Annotated in this window: 14 protein-coding genes and 1 tRNA gene; 7 read left to right on the top strand and 8 right to left on the bottom strand. The window is 46.2% G+C overall.

The genetic code is table 11. The annotated features are described in order from the left end of the window. Positions 1-506: AAA family ATPase (locus QUB51_RS05700; RefSeq protein WP_333240709.1), on the bottom strand; the 506-nt coding region annotated here is incomplete at its 3' end. A gap of 132 nt (positions 507-638) precedes the next feature. Continuing rightward, the gene (locus QUB51_RS05695; protein ID WP_333053367.1) at positions 639-1,730 is read right to left on the bottom strand and encodes an RNA-guided endonuclease TnpB family protein; all 1,092 of its coding nucleotides are present in this window, start codon (positions 1,728-1,730) and stop codon (positions 639-641) included. 409 nt (positions 1,731-2,139) lie between these two features. Here QUB51_RS05695 and murA point away from each other — a divergent pair, with 409 nt between their 5' ends. The 4 genes from murA to QUB51_RS05675 all read left to right on the top strand — a co-directional run bounded on the left by murA (position 2,140) and on the right by QUB51_RS05675 (position 5,783). Beyond that, positions 2,140-3,558, top strand: a complete 1,419-nt coding sequence (murA, locus tag QUB51_RS05690) for a UDP-N-acetylglucosamine 1-carboxyvinyltransferase (protein WP_333053368.1) — start codon at positions 2,140-2,142, stop codon at positions 3,556-3,558. Positions 3,559-3,782: 224 nt separating this feature from the next. Continuing rightward, positions 3,783-4,652 (top strand): M48 family metallopeptidase, encoded by an 870-nt coding sequence (locus QUB51_RS05685; RefSeq protein ID WP_333260224.1) that lies wholly within the window; start codon positions 3,783-3,785, stop codon positions 4,650-4,652. Beyond that, positions 4,631-4,712, top strand: a tRNA-Leu gene (locus tag QUB51_RS05680). The genes QUB51_RS05685 and QUB51_RS05680 overlap by 22 nt, the downstream gene beginning before the upstream one ends. A 195-nt stretch (positions 4,713-4,907) precedes the next feature. Beyond that, on the top strand, positions 4,908-5,783 hold the full coding sequence (locus tag QUB51_RS05675) for a DMT family transporter (RefSeq protein ID WP_333053371.1): 876 nt from the start codon (positions 4,908-4,910) through the stop codon (positions 5,781-5,783). Between the two features lie 407 nt (positions 5,784-6,190). Here QUB51_RS05675 and QUB51_RS05670 read toward each other — a convergent pair whose 3' ends face one another. Further along, positions 6,191-6,814, bottom strand: a complete 624-nt coding sequence (locus QUB51_RS05670; RefSeq protein WP_333053372.1) for a type II toxin-antitoxin system antitoxin SocA domain-containing protein — start codon at positions 6,812-6,814, stop codon at positions 6,191-6,193. A gap of 192 nt (positions 6,815-7,006) precedes the next feature. On the opposite strand from QUB51_RS05670, the gene QUB51_RS05665 reads away from it, so the two are divergent. From QUB51_RS05665 to QUB51_RS05655, 3 genes are read left to right on the top strand one after another with little or no spacing between them, the layout of a single operon-like run. Beyond that, complete coding sequence (locus QUB51_RS05665; RefSeq protein WP_333053373.1) at positions 7,007-7,342, top strand: DUF6883 domain-containing protein; 336 nt, start codon at positions 7,007-7,009, stop codon at positions 7,340-7,342. 8 nt (positions 7,343-7,350) lie between these two features. Further along, the gene (locus tag QUB51_RS05660) at positions 7,351-7,575 is read left to right on the top strand and encodes a DUF4926 domain-containing protein (protein ID WP_333053374.1); all 225 of its coding nucleotides are present in this window, start codon (positions 7,351-7,353) and stop codon (positions 7,573-7,575) included. 11 nt (positions 7,576-7,586) lie between these two features. Continuing rightward, positions 7,587-7,754, top strand: coding sequence for a type II toxin-antitoxin system HicB family antitoxin (locus QUB51_RS05655; RefSeq protein WP_333053375.1), 168 nt, complete (start codon positions 7,587-7,589; stop codon positions 7,752-7,754). Positions 7,755-7,806: 52 nt separating this feature from the next. On the opposite strand, the gene QUB51_RS05650 is transcribed toward QUB51_RS05655, so the two are convergent. The 5 genes from QUB51_RS05650 to cysC all read right to left on the bottom strand — a co-directional run bounded on the left by QUB51_RS05650 (position 7,807) and on the right by cysC (position 16,145). Then, the gene (locus tag QUB51_RS05650) at positions 7,807-9,444 is read right to left on the bottom strand and encodes an acetolactate synthase large subunit (RefSeq protein WP_333053376.1); all 1,638 of its coding nucleotides are present in this window, start codon (positions 9,442-9,444) and stop codon (positions 7,807-7,809) included. A 142-nt stretch (positions 9,445-9,586) separates the two neighbouring features. Then, positions 9,587-10,954: an NAD-dependent succinate-semialdehyde dehydrogenase gene (locus tag QUB51_RS05645; protein WP_333260228.1), complete on the bottom strand. Its 1,368-nt coding sequence runs from the start codon at positions 10,952-10,954 to the stop codon at positions 9,587-9,589. A 433-nt stretch (positions 10,955-11,387) separates the two neighbouring features. Further along, positions 11,388-13,712, bottom strand: a complete 2,325-nt coding sequence (locus QUB51_RS05640) for a polysaccharide biosynthesis tyrosine autokinase (protein ID WP_333210362.1) — start codon at positions 13,710-13,712, stop codon at positions 11,388-11,390. Positions 13,713-13,855: 143 nt separating this feature from the next. After that, entirely contained in the window at positions 13,856-15,583 is a 1,728-nt protein-coding gene (locus QUB51_RS05635; RefSeq protein ID WP_333053382.1) for an SLBB domain-containing protein, read from the bottom strand. 37 nt (positions 15,584-15,620) lie between these two features. After that, a complete protein-coding gene (cysC, locus tag QUB51_RS05630; protein ID WP_333053383.1) occupies positions 15,621-16,145 on the bottom strand; it encodes an adenylyl-sulfate kinase in 525 nt (174 codons plus the stop codon). Between the last annotated feature and the right edge of the window lie 176 nt (positions 16,146-16,321).

Raw genomic sequence — 16,321 nt, 5'->3', positions numbered from 1 at the left:
GATGATTGGCCGTTGTTGTCTTGAGTTTCGGCAATTTCTATCCCTTCGACTTCCTCTGCTTCAACAGATAACTCATCCGATTTTGGATTTTGGATTTTGGATTTTCGATTGGCAGATGATTGGCCGTTGTTGTCTTGAGTTTCGGCAATTTCTATCCCTTCGACTTCCTCTGCTTCAACAGATAACTCATCTGCTGCATTTTCCTCCTCATCTTCATCCTGGGCGAACCATTCGTCCCCCACATCTTCCAACGCAAAAGTCGCAGTCACGCTAGCTTCGATCGTACCGCGTTTGTTTTGGGCGCTGTTCACCAAATCCGGCAAACGTTCAGCCCGCATTCCCTTAGAACTCGAAAGTCCGAGACAAAACAGCAAAGCGTCGAGGATGTTGGACTTCCCAGAACCGTTGGGCCCGGAAACCACAGTAAAACCGGGCAGCACGGGAATGGCCGTCGTGCCGCCAAAAGATTTAAAGTTAGTCAGTTCGATCCGTTTAATGTGAACCATATGCTAGGAGTAGCTTTGGCTGCTTCGTGAAACTTATCTAAACTTGTCTAAACTCATTTTTAGACACAATTCGATTTCACTTCCTACGCTGTTGGGTAGACGGCTAATCCCAAGATAAGTAGGCTATTCCCCTCAAGCCGAGGGTTCCCAATTTAAAATATTCAAACTTGCGTTAAAATCCCGCTCCAAAGATATGCCACAAGTAGGACAGTCAAAAGTCCGAACGCTTAGTGGCATATCTTTTTTTGTGCCACAATTTGAGCAAGTTTTCGTACTAGGGAACCACTGGTCTACTAGCACTAAACTAGCTCCATACATAAGGCATTTGTAGTCGAGCTGACGTTTGAATTCGTAAAATCCCAGGTCAGATATTGCTCCAGCTAACTTATGATTCGCCATCATTCCTTGAACATTCAAGTTCTCAATCTTAATTAGCTTGAAAGTTTTAGCTAGGTAAGTTGTTAACTTGTGAAGGAAGTCTAAGCGAATACGAGCGACTCGTGCATGGATCTGACTAATTTTGTTGTAGGTTTTGCGCTGATTTCGAGAGCCTTTTACCTGTTTAGATGCTTGGCGCTGTAAAGTAGCAAGCTTGGTTTTCGCTTGCTTTAGCGGCTTTGGTGCATCAAAACTCTGTTGGGTTGATAGCGTGGCCGCATACTTGATGCCGACATCAATTCCTACAGAACCTTCAGACTGCCCACCGGGCAGGCGCTCTGCATCCACACAAAAGGAAACAAACCAGCGATTACCTTCTTTTGAAACCGTAAAAGTTTGAGAAATAAAACCACATTCTAACGGCTCAAAAAGTCGAAAAGTTCCCAACGTAGGAATCTTGATAGTGCTACCAGCGACTAACAAAAGTTTACCGTTAGATGAATCAACCGTAAAAGATTGACCGTCTCGCCGGCTGGCGAACTTCGGATGACCTGCTTTCCCCGAACGATATCGACTAAAAGCATCTTTTAAGTCAATCAAAGCGTTTTGATAAACTCGGCTAGACAACTGGTTCATCCAAGCAAATTCAGACGTTTTCTTGACGTGATTGGTGAGAACCTTCTTGACTTCGTTGAGTACCTTCGAGTCGGTAAATTTCCCCTCACTGTACATTTGAGTTCGCAGGCTCAACCCAAAATTGAAAACTACGCGCCGGAATCCTGCGTGTTTTGCCATCAACGTCGCTTCCTTGTTATTTAATTTTAGCGCCCGCTTGACAGCAAACATGAAACTTCCTCTCGGTGATTAACTGTGAATAAGTTTAGCAAAGTATTTGGCACTTAAGTTTTACTCTAGGTTGTTGTCACAGGTTAGCACAGGCAATGGGGCGATCGACAATGTGTTAACTTTCTAGCATTGTCGATCGAACAGATATCTTACACCTTTGTCAACAACCCAGCCGGCTTTTACTTCAAAAGATCGTTGACAAAGCTATAACATCTGTGATCCGAGCGACCGCTACAAATGAACGTAAATTTTGATACAGATAATTTCATGAGACTCGATCGACATTATTTATGCGATTAAACCTGAAAGCCTTACCCAGACTGAAGCTTGGCAAATATAATGCCGAGAATCCCTAATGTTACCCCTAGACATATAAAAACTTTCCGGTAAAATCGAACCAAAATTAATAATGTATAAAGTAACGAAGCGAATTATGGAGGGCAAACCCATTACACCAGCTCAGAACTCATCTAACCTGCCAGCTTCACCTGAAAGCGACCAACAAGTATTACAAATTTGGGGTCGCCAGCCCCTTAAAGGACACGTCAAAATCAGCGGCGCCAAAAACTCGGCCTTAGTCGTCATGGCAGGAGCCCTGCTATGCCCAGAGGATTGCCGTCTCCGCAACGTTCCCGGTCTAGTCGATGTCGCCCGCATGGGGCAAATTCTCTCGGCTGTAGGAGTCAAATTACAGCAGCACGGGGACGTTTTAGACATCAACGCCAGCAACCTCATAGACGCTCAAGCCCCCTACGAATTAGTCAGCCAACTGCGGGCGAGCTTCTTTATTATCGGCCCACTGCTAGCGCGTTTGGGATTTGCCAAAGTACCCTTGCCCGGTGGGTGCGCCATCGGTGCCCGACCCGTTGAACTCCACGTTCGCGGTTTGCAAGCCCTCGGTGCCGAAGTCCACATCGACCACGGCACCGTTCACGCTTACGTCAAAGGGCCGAACCGCCGCCTGAAAGGAGCCAAAATTTATTTGGACTACCCCAGCGTTGGCGCAACTGAAACTTTGATGATGGCGGCGACTCTGGCCCAAGGAGAAACCGTGATTGAAAATGCGGCTCAAGAGCCGGAAGTCGCAGATTTGGCGAATTTCTGCTGCGCCATGGGAGCAAAAATTCAAGGCGCTGGCACGAATACGATCGTCATTTCGGGAGTTCCCAAGCTGCACGCGGTAGACTATCCAATTATTCCCGATCGCATTGAAGCCGGAACATTTTTAGTAGCCGGAGCCATCACTCACTCCGAAATCAGTTTGTCGCCGGTAATTCCCGACCACCTGACCGCAGTCATTGCCAAATTGCAGACAATTGGGGCGAAAATTATTGCAGAATCCCCCGACATTTTGCGGATAGTTCCCGGCCAAACTCACTCGGCCACAGACATCGAAACTCTGCCTTACCCTGGTTTCCCCACAGATATGCAAGCTCAGTTTATGGCTTTGCTGACGCTGAGCGAGGGCGACAGCTTGATCAAAGAAACCGTGTTTGAGAATCGCTTGCGCCACGTAGCAGAACTCAACCGCATGGGCGCCGACATTCGCCTTAAAGGCAATGTCGCGATTGTGCGCGGAGTGTCGCGGCTGTCGGGTGCGCCGGTAGTGGCAACAGATTTGCGGGCTTCGGCGGCGTTAGTGTTAGCGGGACTTGCAGCCGATGGTGTCACCACCATCAGCAGCTTGCAGCATTTAGACCGCGGCTACGAGCAGTTAGAGGTGAAACTGCAAAAATTGGGCGCGAATTTGCGACGCGTGAAAGAGGGTACAGACCCGGCGACTGCTGAGGCTCCTGTCAATCCCGTGCGATCGGGTTTAAACTGTTAATTAGTCATTAGTCATTAGTCAGCAGTCATTAGTCATTAGGAAGAAGGAAAAAGGAAGTTCGGCAACGGATTCTGTAGCGGATGTAACGGATGTCAGGAAGAAGGAAGAAGGAAGAAAATTCCCAATTCCCAGTTCCCAATTCTCAATTCCCAATTCCCAATGACCAATGACTAATGACCAATGACCAATGACTAATGACTAATGACTAATGACTCAGGATTAAAATGTCGAACATACCGCTCATCGGTTTGAAAGCAGACCAGTTTCGCCACCCCCTAGACTTGGAAGCTACCAGCACTCTCAAACAACTGCCCGGCCTGGATTTGATGGTGCGGCAGTTGCTGGGACAACTGGGCGAACAGTTTTTCATGCTGGAAAATCTGGCTTCCAGCGTCCAAGTCGGGGAAAATCAATTGCCCCACCTGCATCAATTGTTGTTGGATGCCTGCAAAACTCTGGATTTGGAACCGCCGCAGCTTTATGTCCGCCAGCATCCGATGCCGAATGCTTACACCTTCGCGATGCGGGGAAAACAGCCTTTTGTGGTGATGCACACTTCTCTGATTGATTTGCTCACAGATGAGGAAGTTAAGGCAGTAATTGCTCACGAGTTGGGGCATTTGAAGTGCGAACACGGAGTTTACCTGACTCTGGCTAATTTAATTGTGTTGGCCGCCGGCCAAATTTCGCCGGTGGGAGCCGTGCTCGCCCAGGGTTTGCAGGCGCAAATGTTGGAATGGTTGCGGTGTGCGGAATTTACGTGCGATCGCGCCGCCTTGCTCGCCACTCAAGACCCAAGAGTGGTAGCATCGCTGTTGATGAAACTGGCCGGAGGTTCGCCGACTTTAGCTCCCAAACTGAATGTCGATGCGTTTTTGGCGCAGGCGCGGGCCTACGATGACCTCAGCAGCACTCAACTGGGAGAAATGCTCAAACAAGCTCAAACGGCTCAGTTGTCCCATCCTGTACCAGTATTGCGCGCCAGAGAGATCGATCGCTGGGCCAGTTCAAAAGATTATGAATCTTTGCTTGACAAAAATCGATCGGCGCTTTATGATGGTGAAACGAAAAAGGGCGGGTGGCGAAATTGGTAGACGCATCAGACTCAAAATCTGACACCTTACGGTATGAGAGTTCGATTCTCTCCCTGCCCACTAATAAAAAAGCTTAATAAATATAGGGTTTCAGATGATAAGTCTGGAACCCTAATTTATGTTGGGAATTGGGCATCGGGCATGGGGCATGGGGCATGGGGCATCGGTAACAACAGTCATTAGTCATTAGTCATTAGTCGTTAGTCGTTAGTCAGTCAACAGTCAACAGTCAACAGTCAACAGTCAACAAATTTTATGGGTGAAATCGCCGCTTTAGGCGCTGCATTTGTCTGGGCTCTATCTTCCACCATCTGGCAGCGAGTGGGACAGCAAATCCCCGCAGTGGTGCTAAACTTGCTCAAAGGCGCGATCGCCCTTTTCATGCTCCTTGCCACTGTACTAATTTTAGGTAAACCCTTACCCGCAATCAACCCTAATATTTTAGCAATGCTGCTGATCGGCGGCGCCCTAGGAATTGGCATCGGAGACACCGCTTTCTTTATCGTATTAAAATATTTAGGCGCGAGGCGAACGCTGCTTTTAGAAACCCTATCTCCCCCTTTAACAGCTTTATTGGGCTTAATATTTTTGCAAGAAAAGTTATCGCCCATTGCTTGTACTGGCATTCTTTTAACAATCTGCGGCGTAGCGTGGGTAATTGCAGAACGAACAGCCGAAACAACCTTACCATCAAAACATCTTTGGCAAGGATTAGCCATTAGTTTATTAGGACAAACATCCCACGCCGCTGGAGCTATTTTATCCCGCGCCGCCTTCACTCAAATAGATATTGATCCCCTGTGGACTGCGGCTTTGCGTTTGAGCGGCGGCATGGCAGTTATGCTATGCTTTTTGAACCCAAAAAACCTTGATAGTTTCAAACAATTAAAAGCGCCAAAACTATTAGGTGCAATAATTATAGCAGCTTTTTTAGGAACCTATCTCGGAATTTTTCTGCAACAGACTTCGCTGAAATATGCACCCGCAGCAATCGCTCAAGCACTCAGTTCTACCAGTCCCCTATTTATACTGCCTTTAGCGGTGCTGGCGGGCGAAAAAGTGAGCCTTCGGGCTGTTGTGGGGGTAGTTGGTGCGATCGGCGGAATCGCCTTATTATTGGGTTTGAAGTGATGATATTTTAGAGAGAAGTGTGGCGTGTCGCTAAACAATCAAAAAATAGGCTCTTTCTTAGTTAGTGTCCTTAAATATTAGTTTAAGTAGCCAAAAACTCAACTAGGTCTGAATTGACTGAAAAAACGCATCATATCAAATCCGACAAGTTAAAATAAAACTCTACGGAGAGATTGAGAAGCAAATTGCAACCGATCGCCCGAAGTAAGAGGAAGTGATTTATGCTTCTCATACTTAGGTAAAACAACTGGCAGAAATCCGTAAGGATTTTGACCTGATTATCCCGTACATCACGCAGGTAACAGCTAATCCGAATACTTGAAGCTGAAAAAGTGCGATCGCCCTTACATCCCAAATTGTCAAAAAGCACGCGCGGCGCAGCTATCCCGTAGGGAATCGCCCTTATATTATTTAGAGAAGAAACGGCCCGAATAATATTTCTTCATCGATTCGTGAGAAATAATCCCATGACAAGATTCGTCTCTCGGCAAATCTCCTCTCGCTTCCAGCCAAGGCATTTCACTGCAAATCATTCGTTCCAAAGTTTCATCATCATACTCAAAATATGCCTCCGCAACTTCTTCGATAAATTGCCCAACTTTTTGGGGAATTTTCGGTTGTTCGATTTTCTCTGTAATGCGTTCCCAACTAAATTGGCGTTGATACTTTTCTAATAAATCAGGAATAACCGGCCCGTGAATCCCTGCTTGAAAATCTGCATCAAATAGTGGCTTTCCGTAAACTCCTAAATACCAAGCTTGAGCGTAATATATAAGTTTTTGTAGCTTGTAGGCGTTGATTGCTACATTAGTTTGGGCGGCTAACCAAATAAAAGCATTTGCAATATCTTGCTCACTCACTTTTACTGAATTACCGGGAACCGCAACAACTTTGAGTTGATTTTTGCCTATCTGTTCCAATAGTTCCGAAACTGACAAGTTAAATTCTGCGGCAATTTGCTCAACTCTTTGCCAAACTGGAGAACTCACAGTTATTTGATATTCATTTTTTGTTGAGATAGCTTCAGTCATAGCCGTCCTTATAGCTGACTTAAATAATTCTAGCAAACAGTGCGGAATAATGACTGACGTAATAGCGATCGCCCTTACATCCCAACTTGTCAAAAAGCACGCGAGGCGCAGCTATCCCGTAGGTAATCGCCCCTGCTTGACCGATCGCCTCCACTCTGGTTAATATACAAGAGTAAGCTTTGGAAAGAGTGCTTGAAACTGCCCAATTATGAAAGAGCAGTCGTTCCTGAAAAGAAAATTACCGAATATCTGCTCTCACTCACCCACCGCGACGGGAAAAGCAAAGCAAAATTTTTTTTACGGTTTGGCTTTTCAGTTGATGCTTGGGAAATCATGGCAACGGCCTTGCTGCGTCATGCCGCCGACCATGAATTAGCTAAAATTGAAGAATCTCCTTTTGGCAGTCGGTACGTTATTGAAGAAGAAATGCTAGCAGCAGATGGCAGAAAACCCTTTGTGCGTTCTGTTTGGTTTATTGAAACCGGAGGCGACACTCCCAGGCTAGTAAGTGCCTATCCACCAGATTAAAAAATAAAATGATTCAAGAACTTGACAGCATTGTTTTAACAATTGATATCCCAGAAAAAAAATTAAGCCAAGGCGATATTGGCACTGTTGTTTTAGTACATCAAGGTGGGGTAGGATATGAAGTAGAATTTGTTACCTTGACGGGGAAAACATTAGCTATTATTTCACTCTTTAGCTCCCAAGTCCGTCTCATAGGTGATAGAGAAATTGCTCACGCCCGGATGCTAGCTTGAGCCCTATCTAAATGGAAGCGAAAATTATAAGGAAAAATCCAAGCTTCACAGGCATCATTTACCAAGAAGAAGATATGTACATTGCCGAATGTCCTGAAGTCAGCACGGTTGACCCAGGCGAAACCATAGAAGAAGCGATCGCCAATCTTAAACAAGCTACAAAACTCTATCTCGAATAATGTCCATTATTAGAACCCCGACTTATTAAAGAAGCCGAGGCTCTAGCTACTCTTACAAATTGCAACTCATATCCCCAGATAATTGACTGAAACGCGCATTTTCCCGATAGTCTACCGGACAGTCAATCACGCAAGGGACATCTTGAGCAAGGGCTTCTTTCAGAATCGGAATAAAATCTGTTGCAGATTCCACTCGATAGCCTTTTAAACCCATACTTTCCGCAAATTTCACAAAATCGGGATTGCCAAATTTGACGAAATCGGAATGACCAAAATAATCTTGCTGCTTCCATTCAATTAACCCGTAACCGCCGTCATTAAATATCAGCGTCACAAAATTAGTACCGACTCGCAAAGCAGTTTCTAACTCTTGGCAATTCATCATAAAACCACCGTCGCCGGTGGCGGCTACTACTTTGCGATCGGGATAAACGAGTTTTGCAGCTACCGCACCCGGAATCGCAATTCCCATCGCCGCAAAGCCGTTGGAAATCAAACAGGTATTCGGGCGATCGCAATGATAGTGCCGCGCGATCCACATTTTGTGAGCTCCGACATCAGATATAAGAATATCTTCCGGGTCCAGGATTTGCCGCAAATCGTAAATGAGTTTTTGTGGCTTGATCGGGAAACCGTCGTCGGCTGCATATTGTTCGTACCCAGCCCGAATATCCGCCCGCAATTGCTTAGCAAAAGGGTCTACTTTCTCCATGCGATCGGCACGCTGCAAAATTTCATTGAGAGAATCAGAAATATCCCCCACAACTTCTATAAGAGGAATATAACTGCTGTCAATTTCTGCTGGCAGAGCTCCAATATGAATAATCGGAATTTTTCCTTCAGGATTCCACTTTTTCGGGGAATATTCAATCAAATCGTAGCCAACAGCAATCACTAAATCCGTTTCTTCAAAAGCACAGCTAATGTAATCGCGTTTTTGCAAGCCCGTCGTCCACAGTGCCAAAGGATGAGTGTAAGGAATCACACCTTTGCCCATGAAAGTATTAGCTACAGGGATATTCAATCGAGTAGCAAATTGTGTCAAAGCATCGCTGGCGTTAGCGCGGATCGCACCGTTTCCTACTAAAAGCAGAGGACTTTTTGCCTTGGAAATTGCCACAGCGGCTTTATTCAAGCTTTGGTAAGCGCCAAAAGTTTTTTCGCGGTTGTCTTTGGTGAGCGGATCTCCTTCAGCAGGCATGGCTGCGATGTTTTCAGGTAAGTCAATGTGAACTGCTCCCGGCTTTTCACTTTGAGCTACTTTAAAAGCTTTGCGGACAATTTCTGCCGTCGTGCTGGGGCGAACAATTTGAGCATTCCACTTAGTAACTGGCGCAAACATGGCGACCAAATCTAAATATTGGTGCGATTCTATGTGCATTCTGTCTGTGCCGACTTGTCCGGTAATTGCTATTAAAGGAGCGCCGTCTAAGTTGGCGTCAGCAACTCCTGTCATTAAGTTAGTTGCCCCAGGGCCCAAGGTGGACAAGCAAACGCCGGCTTTGCCGGTGAGACGACCGTAAACGTCTGCCATGAATGCGGCGCCTTGTTCGTGGCGAGTAGTAATAAATTTAATTGAAGAGTTTCTCAGGGCTTCTAGAACTTCTAAATTTTCTTCTCCGGGAAGTCCAAAGACGTATTCGACGCCTTCATTTTCTAAACATTTTACCAATAGTTGAGCTGTGTTCATTTCCGTTTCTCTCCTCGGTTAATGGTTTTTTTGTCTTTTTCAACCGATCGCAAAAATACTAAATGGGAATTTTTAACCGCAGATAAACGCAGATAAACGCAGACTTATGTAGATTTGTGCGATCGGTTGAGAGAGTGGGAGCTTATTTCACCCACACTGTTTTTATGTTAACAAATTCGTGCATTCCTTGGATGCTCAATTCGCGTCCGTAACCGGAGCGTTTGATACCGCCGAAGGGCAATCTAGGGTCGGATTTTACTAAACCGTTGATGAATACCGCGCCCGCCTCTAGTTCGGAAATAAATCGATCGCTCTCTGAGTTTACTGTAGTCCAAGCTGACGCACCCAAGCCAAAAGATGTGCTATTTGCGAGTTCGATCGCCTCCTCGATGCCTGCAACCCGGAATACTAAAGCTACGGGCCCGAAAAATTCTTCTTGACGGGCAGAGGCATTCGGCGGAATATCTGTCAGAATAGTTGGCAAGTAGAAATTGCCGGCTTTCTCTGACAATGGGCGGCCACCTGTCAGAATTTTTGCTCCCGATTGGATGCAATTTTGCACTTGATTGTCCAAGTCTTTGAGGATGGCGGGAGTAGCTAAAGGGCCGATATCGGTTTCTGGCAACATCGGATCGCCTACTTTTAATTGCTCGAATTTTTCGACAAATCCTGTGATGAATTCGTCGGCTATCTCTTCTGCTAAAATAAAGCGTTTGGCGGCGATGCAAGATTGACCGTTATTGAGCATCCGGGATGTCACAGCAGTTGATAAAGCTGCTGCTACATCGGCGCTCGACATCACAATAAATGGGTCGCTTCCTCCCAATTCCAGCACTACTTTTTTCAAATTTTTGCCCGCATTTGCTGCCAAACTTTCACCCGCTGGTTCGCTACCGGTGAGGGTTGCTGCTTTTATACGATCGTCCGCAACGATATTGGCTACTTTGTCGGCGCCCACTAACAAAGTTTGAAAAACGCCTTCGGGAAAGCCAGCTTCCCTGAAAATTTCTTCGATTTTCAAAGCGCACTGAGGCACGTTGGAAGCGTGTTTAAGCAAGCCGACATTGCCCGCCATCAGCGCCGGCGCCGCAAACCGAAAAACTTGCCAAAATGGGAAGTTCCACGGCATAACGGCTAAAATAGCGCCTAGCGGTTGGTAGCGGACAAAGCTGCTGCTAGCGTCAGTGGTTGCCGGTATGTCTGCCATAAATTGAGCGGCATTTTTGGCGTAATAGCGACAAACTAAGGCGCATTTTTCGACTTCGCCGATCGCAGATTTGAGCGTTTTACCCATTTCCAGAGTCATCATTTCAGCGTAAATTTCGCGATCGCGCTCCAAGATGTCTGCAGCTTTCTGCATCCACAGAGCTCTCTGCTCAAACGGCAGTTGGCGGTATTTTTTAAAAGCTTGCTGTGCTAATTCCAGCTTAGCTTCGATTACCTCATCCGCGATCGGCTCGAAAGTTTTCAGCGTTTCTCCCGTTGCCGGGTTGATAGTAGCAATAGCCATTGTTTCATCTCCTGTGTGAAAAACACAAAACTCCCTGCTAGTTTTGAGCCGAGGCAGGGAGTTGTATCAAGGTATTACAAAATAGGAATTTACCAGCCACGTTTTCTTTCAGATTTTGCTAAGTTGCAAGTGCCGCGATTTGTTTAAATTTCTCTACTTTTTATTATAGTTCAGAGTCTCGATCGCAAATCTTAAGAAAATTTGTCTTTCTGAAATCACGCACAAATCACCAGAACACGCTAGACGGCCTGTTCTGTTCCACAAAAGTTAAATGTTCTTCTGGGGCGTCCCGCCCGCCCCAGACAGCTTGATTCACAATTAAAGGTGCAAGATGGAGGAAATATAAATATCTGATCGGGTGTCCCGCCCGCCTTGCATTCTCAAGAACAGGCCCGACGGCCTGTTCCACTAAACATTTCTCAATTCCTCTCCCTCAAACAGACTGTTCCTGAACGTAATCCTGCACGTAAGACTGATAGTAATACCTGCTGCCTTTATCGTTATTCGCCACCATTCCCAACAGCGGAATTCCCGCCATTTTCAAATCTTCAAAAGCCAACAACAGCGCCTCCCGCTCAGTTTGATGCAGCCCCACTACCAGCATCAATCCGTTAGTGTGAGCCGCCAACAAATTCGCATCCGCCAAACCCAAAAGTGGTGCAGTATCGTAAATAACTAAATCAAAATGACTTGACAAAGCTGCCATTAAATGCTGCATTTTTTTGGAAGAAAGCACCTTTGTGGGATCGAAAGGAACCGGGCCGGAAGTTAACACAAACAAATTTTCATCGCGGGGCGATCGCACAATCACCTGTTGCACATCCAGATCATCAGCAATCACATTGTGCAAGCCTTGCCAATTCGGTAAACCCAGCATTTCGTGTACCTGCGGGCGCCGTAAATCCCCATCCACCAACAGCACTTGCTGCCCCATTGCAGCCGCCGCCCGCGCCAGATTGACTGCTACCGTAGACTTGCCATCACCTACTTGACAAGAAGTAATTACACAAGAATTGATCGGAGTATCAACGTTTAGTAAGCGAATATTCGCATTGAGCGATCGAAAAGCTTCCTGAAAAGCATCCGTCGGCATCGGCGAAATTGCCACATCCACCGGGCTTGTCTCAGCAGGAGGAAGTCTCAAAATTTTATCGCTAGCAGGAATTACCCCCAACAAAGGCAGGCGAATCGACTGTTTAACATCCTCTGGAGTTTGGAACACCGTTTTATTTTTAAACCGTTCCGCCAACTGCGCCGCCAGCATACCAAACAGCATACCAGCCAATCCCCCCAAAGCCAAATTCAAAGGCATAATCGGAGCAACAGCCATCAACTCGCCATTTTTGTAACGCGGAATTTCAGGCTTAGCAATAACTTCCCAAGCCACCTCTTTTTTGCCCACAGCTTCAAGCTGCAAAGCTTGCTGTTTTGCCAGCAAACCATTCAGCGTATTGTTAGTCACGTCCAACTCGCGCTGCAAATCGGAATAGCGCCGCAAAATCACCGGGAATTTTTGAGAGTATTGATTCAACTGCTTAGCAGCTTGTTCCAAAACTTGATTCCGCACGCCCAGCACCTGAATTAAATTAGCAGTACCGATAAACTGCTCGATTAACTTAATCCGCACCGGATCTTGAAAAGCCAGCACTTGTGAATTTACCTTAGCCAAATCAGTTCCCAGAACTTGTTGGGCTTCTTTCTTCAATAAAGGAATCAGGTTTTTGCGCTGTTCTCGCAACAATTGCATTTGCGGAGTTTCGTCTGTAAACGTAGCCGAGTTAATCGCAATTTGCCCTTCTAATTGCTGCAATTGAGTCAGCATCCCTTGATAGCGGGGAGCTTGACTCAGAGCCGAGGCCATCAGCGCTTGCTTCTGGTTTAATCCAAGCTGATTTTGCAGATTGGAATAGAGCAATCTCTGCTGATTGAGCTGCGTTTGCGCTTCCAATCTTTGCGTTTGAAGTTCACTGATTTGCTGCGCGAGTTGTTGCGTTTGAATTTGCGGGTCGATGAAATTGTACTGCTGCCGCAACTTTTGAATTTCTGTTTGCAGAGCTTGTTGGCGCTTTTGCTGATTGGGAATTTTCGATTTTACAAAATCCAGAGTCTGACTAATTTGAGTTGTGGTATCTTGCACGCTGTAGTTGCGGTAGCCTAGCGCCACTTTTTCCAAAACAAACTGAATTTTTTTCGGATCGTAATCCCGATATCTAACTTCGATAATCTTGGTATTTTTGAATCGATTAATTGACAACCTAGTTTCCTGAGAAAACGGCAAATTATCTGCTTTTTGGTTCAAGAGGTAGTTGTAATTTATGTCAGGATACTTAGCCTGCAACTCTTTAACAATCGGCGCCATTACTTGCGGGCTTTGTAAAACTTGAATTTGCGATTCGTAGTCAAAACCAGCATTTTCTGTCGTCGCGGGCGCCGCTGGTTGCAGTTTCAGCTCACCCGAGTAAATTTTGGCTAAAGTATTTTGCGTAACGGCTGGTTCTACTAATAATTGAAAGCGCCCTTCGTACTCGCTTTTTTGATTCAGTGTCCAGGCGAAAACTCCGGTAGTCACTGCCGCTGCTACGCCGATTACTAAGATGGAGCGACTGCGGCAAACTTCCCAAAAAGTTAACTCTTCTGTCTCGGTTTTGTTGCTGCCTAAAAATTGATCTTCTCCATAAAGCCCAGAAGACATTTTTTGCAAATCAGCGGCTTTTTTATGATTAAACAGTGCTACTTGAGATTGTTTCCCTGGTTTCATTTGATTTCTACAACTTATTAGTTTAAACGTCTGTATTGGTGGCGGAGTTTCAGGAAATCGGTTGATTCCTCGATATTGCATTACCAAACCGCAATATTTTCTCTAAATCGGGTTTTTGAGGTCTTAATGCCAGTTTATTCAAATCACCGAAAAATATCGAACAACCGAAATATTCCTAACAGCGGGCTGAGAGGAGCGAGAGTCCCTCCTACATTATCCGAGAACGTAGCGCGACCCGATCGCCTTACCATAATTACATCATTATTTTTCAGTTTGGGATTAGTTTCTTCATTGGCAGTTGCAGAAAAATCCACCTTAACAGTTAGCTGCGAAACGGTGCCGTTAGGATTGAGGCGAATTAAATTCACCGAATCCATTTCTGCCCGCGCTTTATTAAAACCTCCCGCTGCTACCAGCGCTTGATTTAAAGTAGTGTTGGGCACCACCGCAATCGTTCCCGGTTTCACGACTTCTCCTACAATGTTCACCCTAATCGTATCCGGTGAAAAATTAGAATTAGCAACTTGTTCGTCTTGGGTTTCATCGAGGTTTTCGGCTTTGGGGACGATTACTGTATCTCCCTGTTGTAGCGCTAAATCTTGGGATACATCTCCCCCTTCCAAAAGTTGCCACAAATTGACATTAATAATTTGTTCTGTACCCGCCCGCGTCAGGCGGCGAACTTGTATTTGTCGGATATCAGCTACCGGCGTAATGCCGCCCGCCATTTTAATTGCCCTCGTTACAGTTTGCTGCAAAACACTTTCCCCGCCGTTGGTTTCGCTGGCAGCAAACAAACCAGAATTTTCACCCATTTCATTCTCTTGTACCCTACTTTGAGCCTCTTTTGTCAAAGTATAAGTACCGGGGCGAGTTACTTCGCCCACCACAGCAATATTAATTGGTTGAGTGCTTTGTCCGGTAATGTTAGCTACTGCTAAAGTCGGTGCTTCTTGGCGGTTGAGGCTAGTTACAGTGGGAATAAATATAGTATCGCCGTCGCGCAAAGTCATATCGGCCCGCAAATCGCCGTTTTGCAATAATTCCCACAAATCCACACTAATAATTTGTTCCGGTGCGTTGCGCTGGGGGCGGCGGATTTTGATTTGTCGCACGTCTGCTGACTGGGTAATTCCGCCTGCCATTCGCAGAGCCCGCGATATCGTTGGCATTTGAGTTCCCATTTGCTCTGCTGTGCCTCCGGGGCCTGCTGCTGAGGATATTGTATAGGCTCCGGGGCGGTTGATTTCGCCCGCGATCGCAATTTGCAAAGGACGCGGCGCCAGCAGTTTCAGGGTAATCCAAGGGCGTTTGAGGTATTTGCCGTATTTGTCTTTAACAGCATTAGAAGCTTGTTCTAGGGTCATCCCGTACACCGAAACGCTGCCAATTAACGGCAAACTCAGGGAACCGTCGGCCTGTACTTGGTGTTGACCGTTGGGGCCGCTGTATTCCGGGACGTTGAAGATGTCCATTTGAATACGATCGCCCGCGCCTAAAGTGTAAACTTCCGATCGTACACTTGAAGGTTCAGTTGCCGGAAATCCCGGAAATCCCGGCGCTGCGGGTACTGGTACAGGAACAGGAGAACCCGCATCCGCAGGAGGAGGAGGAGGAGGCATAAACTGGGCCGCTGCAGGAGATGAACCCACCGCCGCCAGCACTGACACTGTTAAACTTTGAATCATTAAACTTTTGACAGCATTGCTTGCCCAATAACTTAGCTTGCAGCTTTTGCTGGAAATGTCTCCCTGAGCCCCTCTTCTTGCAGGAAATGGGAGAAATTCTTCACCCTCCCTCTCCGCGAAGGGAACACAAGGGTGAGCTTTTTTCTCAAGTTGCACGCCGTGCGAATAACTTTTCACCACCATCGCTTTTTGCCCCTATCCTCATCCAACCCCGCCAACATCAAATGTAACCCAACTGTTCTAACTTGGTCAGAACTTTTTTAACACTCTCTTCCACAGTTTCTCGCTCTGTGTAACAAATAATCTCAGGATTAAGCGGTTCTTCATAAGGATCGTCAATTCCCGTAAAACCCTTAATTTCTCCTGCTCTCGCCTTAGCGTATAACCCCTTGACATCGCGACCTTCGCACACTTCTAACGGCGCTGTGATATATACTTCAACAAAATGGGGCTCCATTGCTCTAATTTCGTCGCGAATTGCTCTGTAGGGGCTAATAGCTGCGGTCATTACGGCTACTCCATTGCGGCTCAGCAGGTGAGCTACAAATCCAATCCGCCGAATATTAGTATCTCTGTCTTCTTGGCTAAATCCCAAACCTTTTGACAAGTTGGTGCGAACGACATCTCCATCTAATATTTCCACTTTGCAACCTCTTGCCTTCAATTCAGGTTCGAGAGCTTTGGTGATAGTTGTCTTGCCGGAACCGCTCAGCCCGGTGAACCACAAAATAAAACCTTTTTCCATTTTCAATTGCTTGGTTAGTAGTGAGTAGTGGGGAAATTACGCGACGTATGACTTTAGTGTCCCGGTTCCCCATTTTCTGATTCTTTTTGATTTGAGATGCGATCTGACTTTCACAATAACTAATTTTTTTTTTTACCGCAGAGGACGCAGAGGACGCAGAGGTAGAGGGAAGAGGA

Origin of the sequence: Microcoleus sp. AT8-A3, from assembly GCF_036705675.1 — a bacterium.
Lineage (GTDB): Bacteria > Cyanobacteriota > Cyanobacteriia > Cyanobacteriales > Microcoleaceae > Microcoleus.
The sequence above is the reverse complement of the archived record's forward strand: the minus strand, read 5'-3'. Positions and strand labels throughout refer to the sequence as shown.

Excerpts from the sequence above, each read along its gene's own strand:
- QUB51_RS05670 (WP_333053372.1), bottom strand. The coding sequence starts at position 6,814 with ATGACTGAAGCTATCTCAACAAAAAATGAATATCAAATAACTGTGAGT.
- murA (WP_333053368.1), top strand. The coding sequence starts at position 2,140 with ATGTATAAAGTAACGAAGCGAATTATGGAGGGCAAACCCATTACACCA.
- cysC (WP_333053383.1), bottom strand. The coding sequence starts at position 16,145 with ATGGAAAAAGGTTTTATTTTGTGGTTCACCGGGCTGAGCGGTTCCGGC.
- QUB51_RS05660 (WP_333053374.1), top strand. The coding sequence starts at position 7,351 with ATGATTCAAGAACTTGACAGCATTGTTTTAACAATTGATATCCCAGAA.
- QUB51_RS05650 (WP_333053376.1), bottom strand. The coding sequence starts at position 9,444 with ATGAACACAGCTCAACTATTGGTAAAATGTTTAGAAAATGAAGGCGTC.
- QUB51_RS05685 (WP_333260224.1), top strand. The coding sequence starts at position 3,783 with ATGTCGAACATACCGCTCATCGGTTTGAAAGCAGACCAGTTTCGCCAC.
- QUB51_RS05635 (WP_333053382.1), bottom strand. The coding sequence starts at position 15,583 with ATGGTGGTGAAAAGTTATTCGCACGGCGTGCAACTTGAGAAAAAAGCT.
- QUB51_RS05675 (WP_333053371.1), top strand. The coding sequence starts at position 4,908 with ATGGGTGAAATCGCCGCTTTAGGCGCTGCATTTGTCTGGGCTCTATCT.
- QUB51_RS05695 (WP_333053367.1), bottom strand. The coding sequence starts at position 1,730 with ATGTTTGCTGTCAAGCGGGCGCTAAAATTAAATAACAAGGAAGCGACG.
- QUB51_RS05640 (WP_333210362.1), bottom strand. The coding sequence starts at position 13,712 with ATGAAACCAGGGAAACAATCTCAAGTAGCACTGTTTAATCATAAAAAA.
- QUB51_RS05655 (WP_333053375.1), top strand. The coding sequence starts at position 7,587 with ATGGAAGCGAAAATTATAAGGAAAAATCCAAGCTTCACAGGCATCATT.
- QUB51_RS05645 (WP_333260228.1), bottom strand. The coding sequence starts at position 10,954 with ATGGCTATTGCTACTATCAACCCGGCAACGGGAGAAACGCTGAAAACT.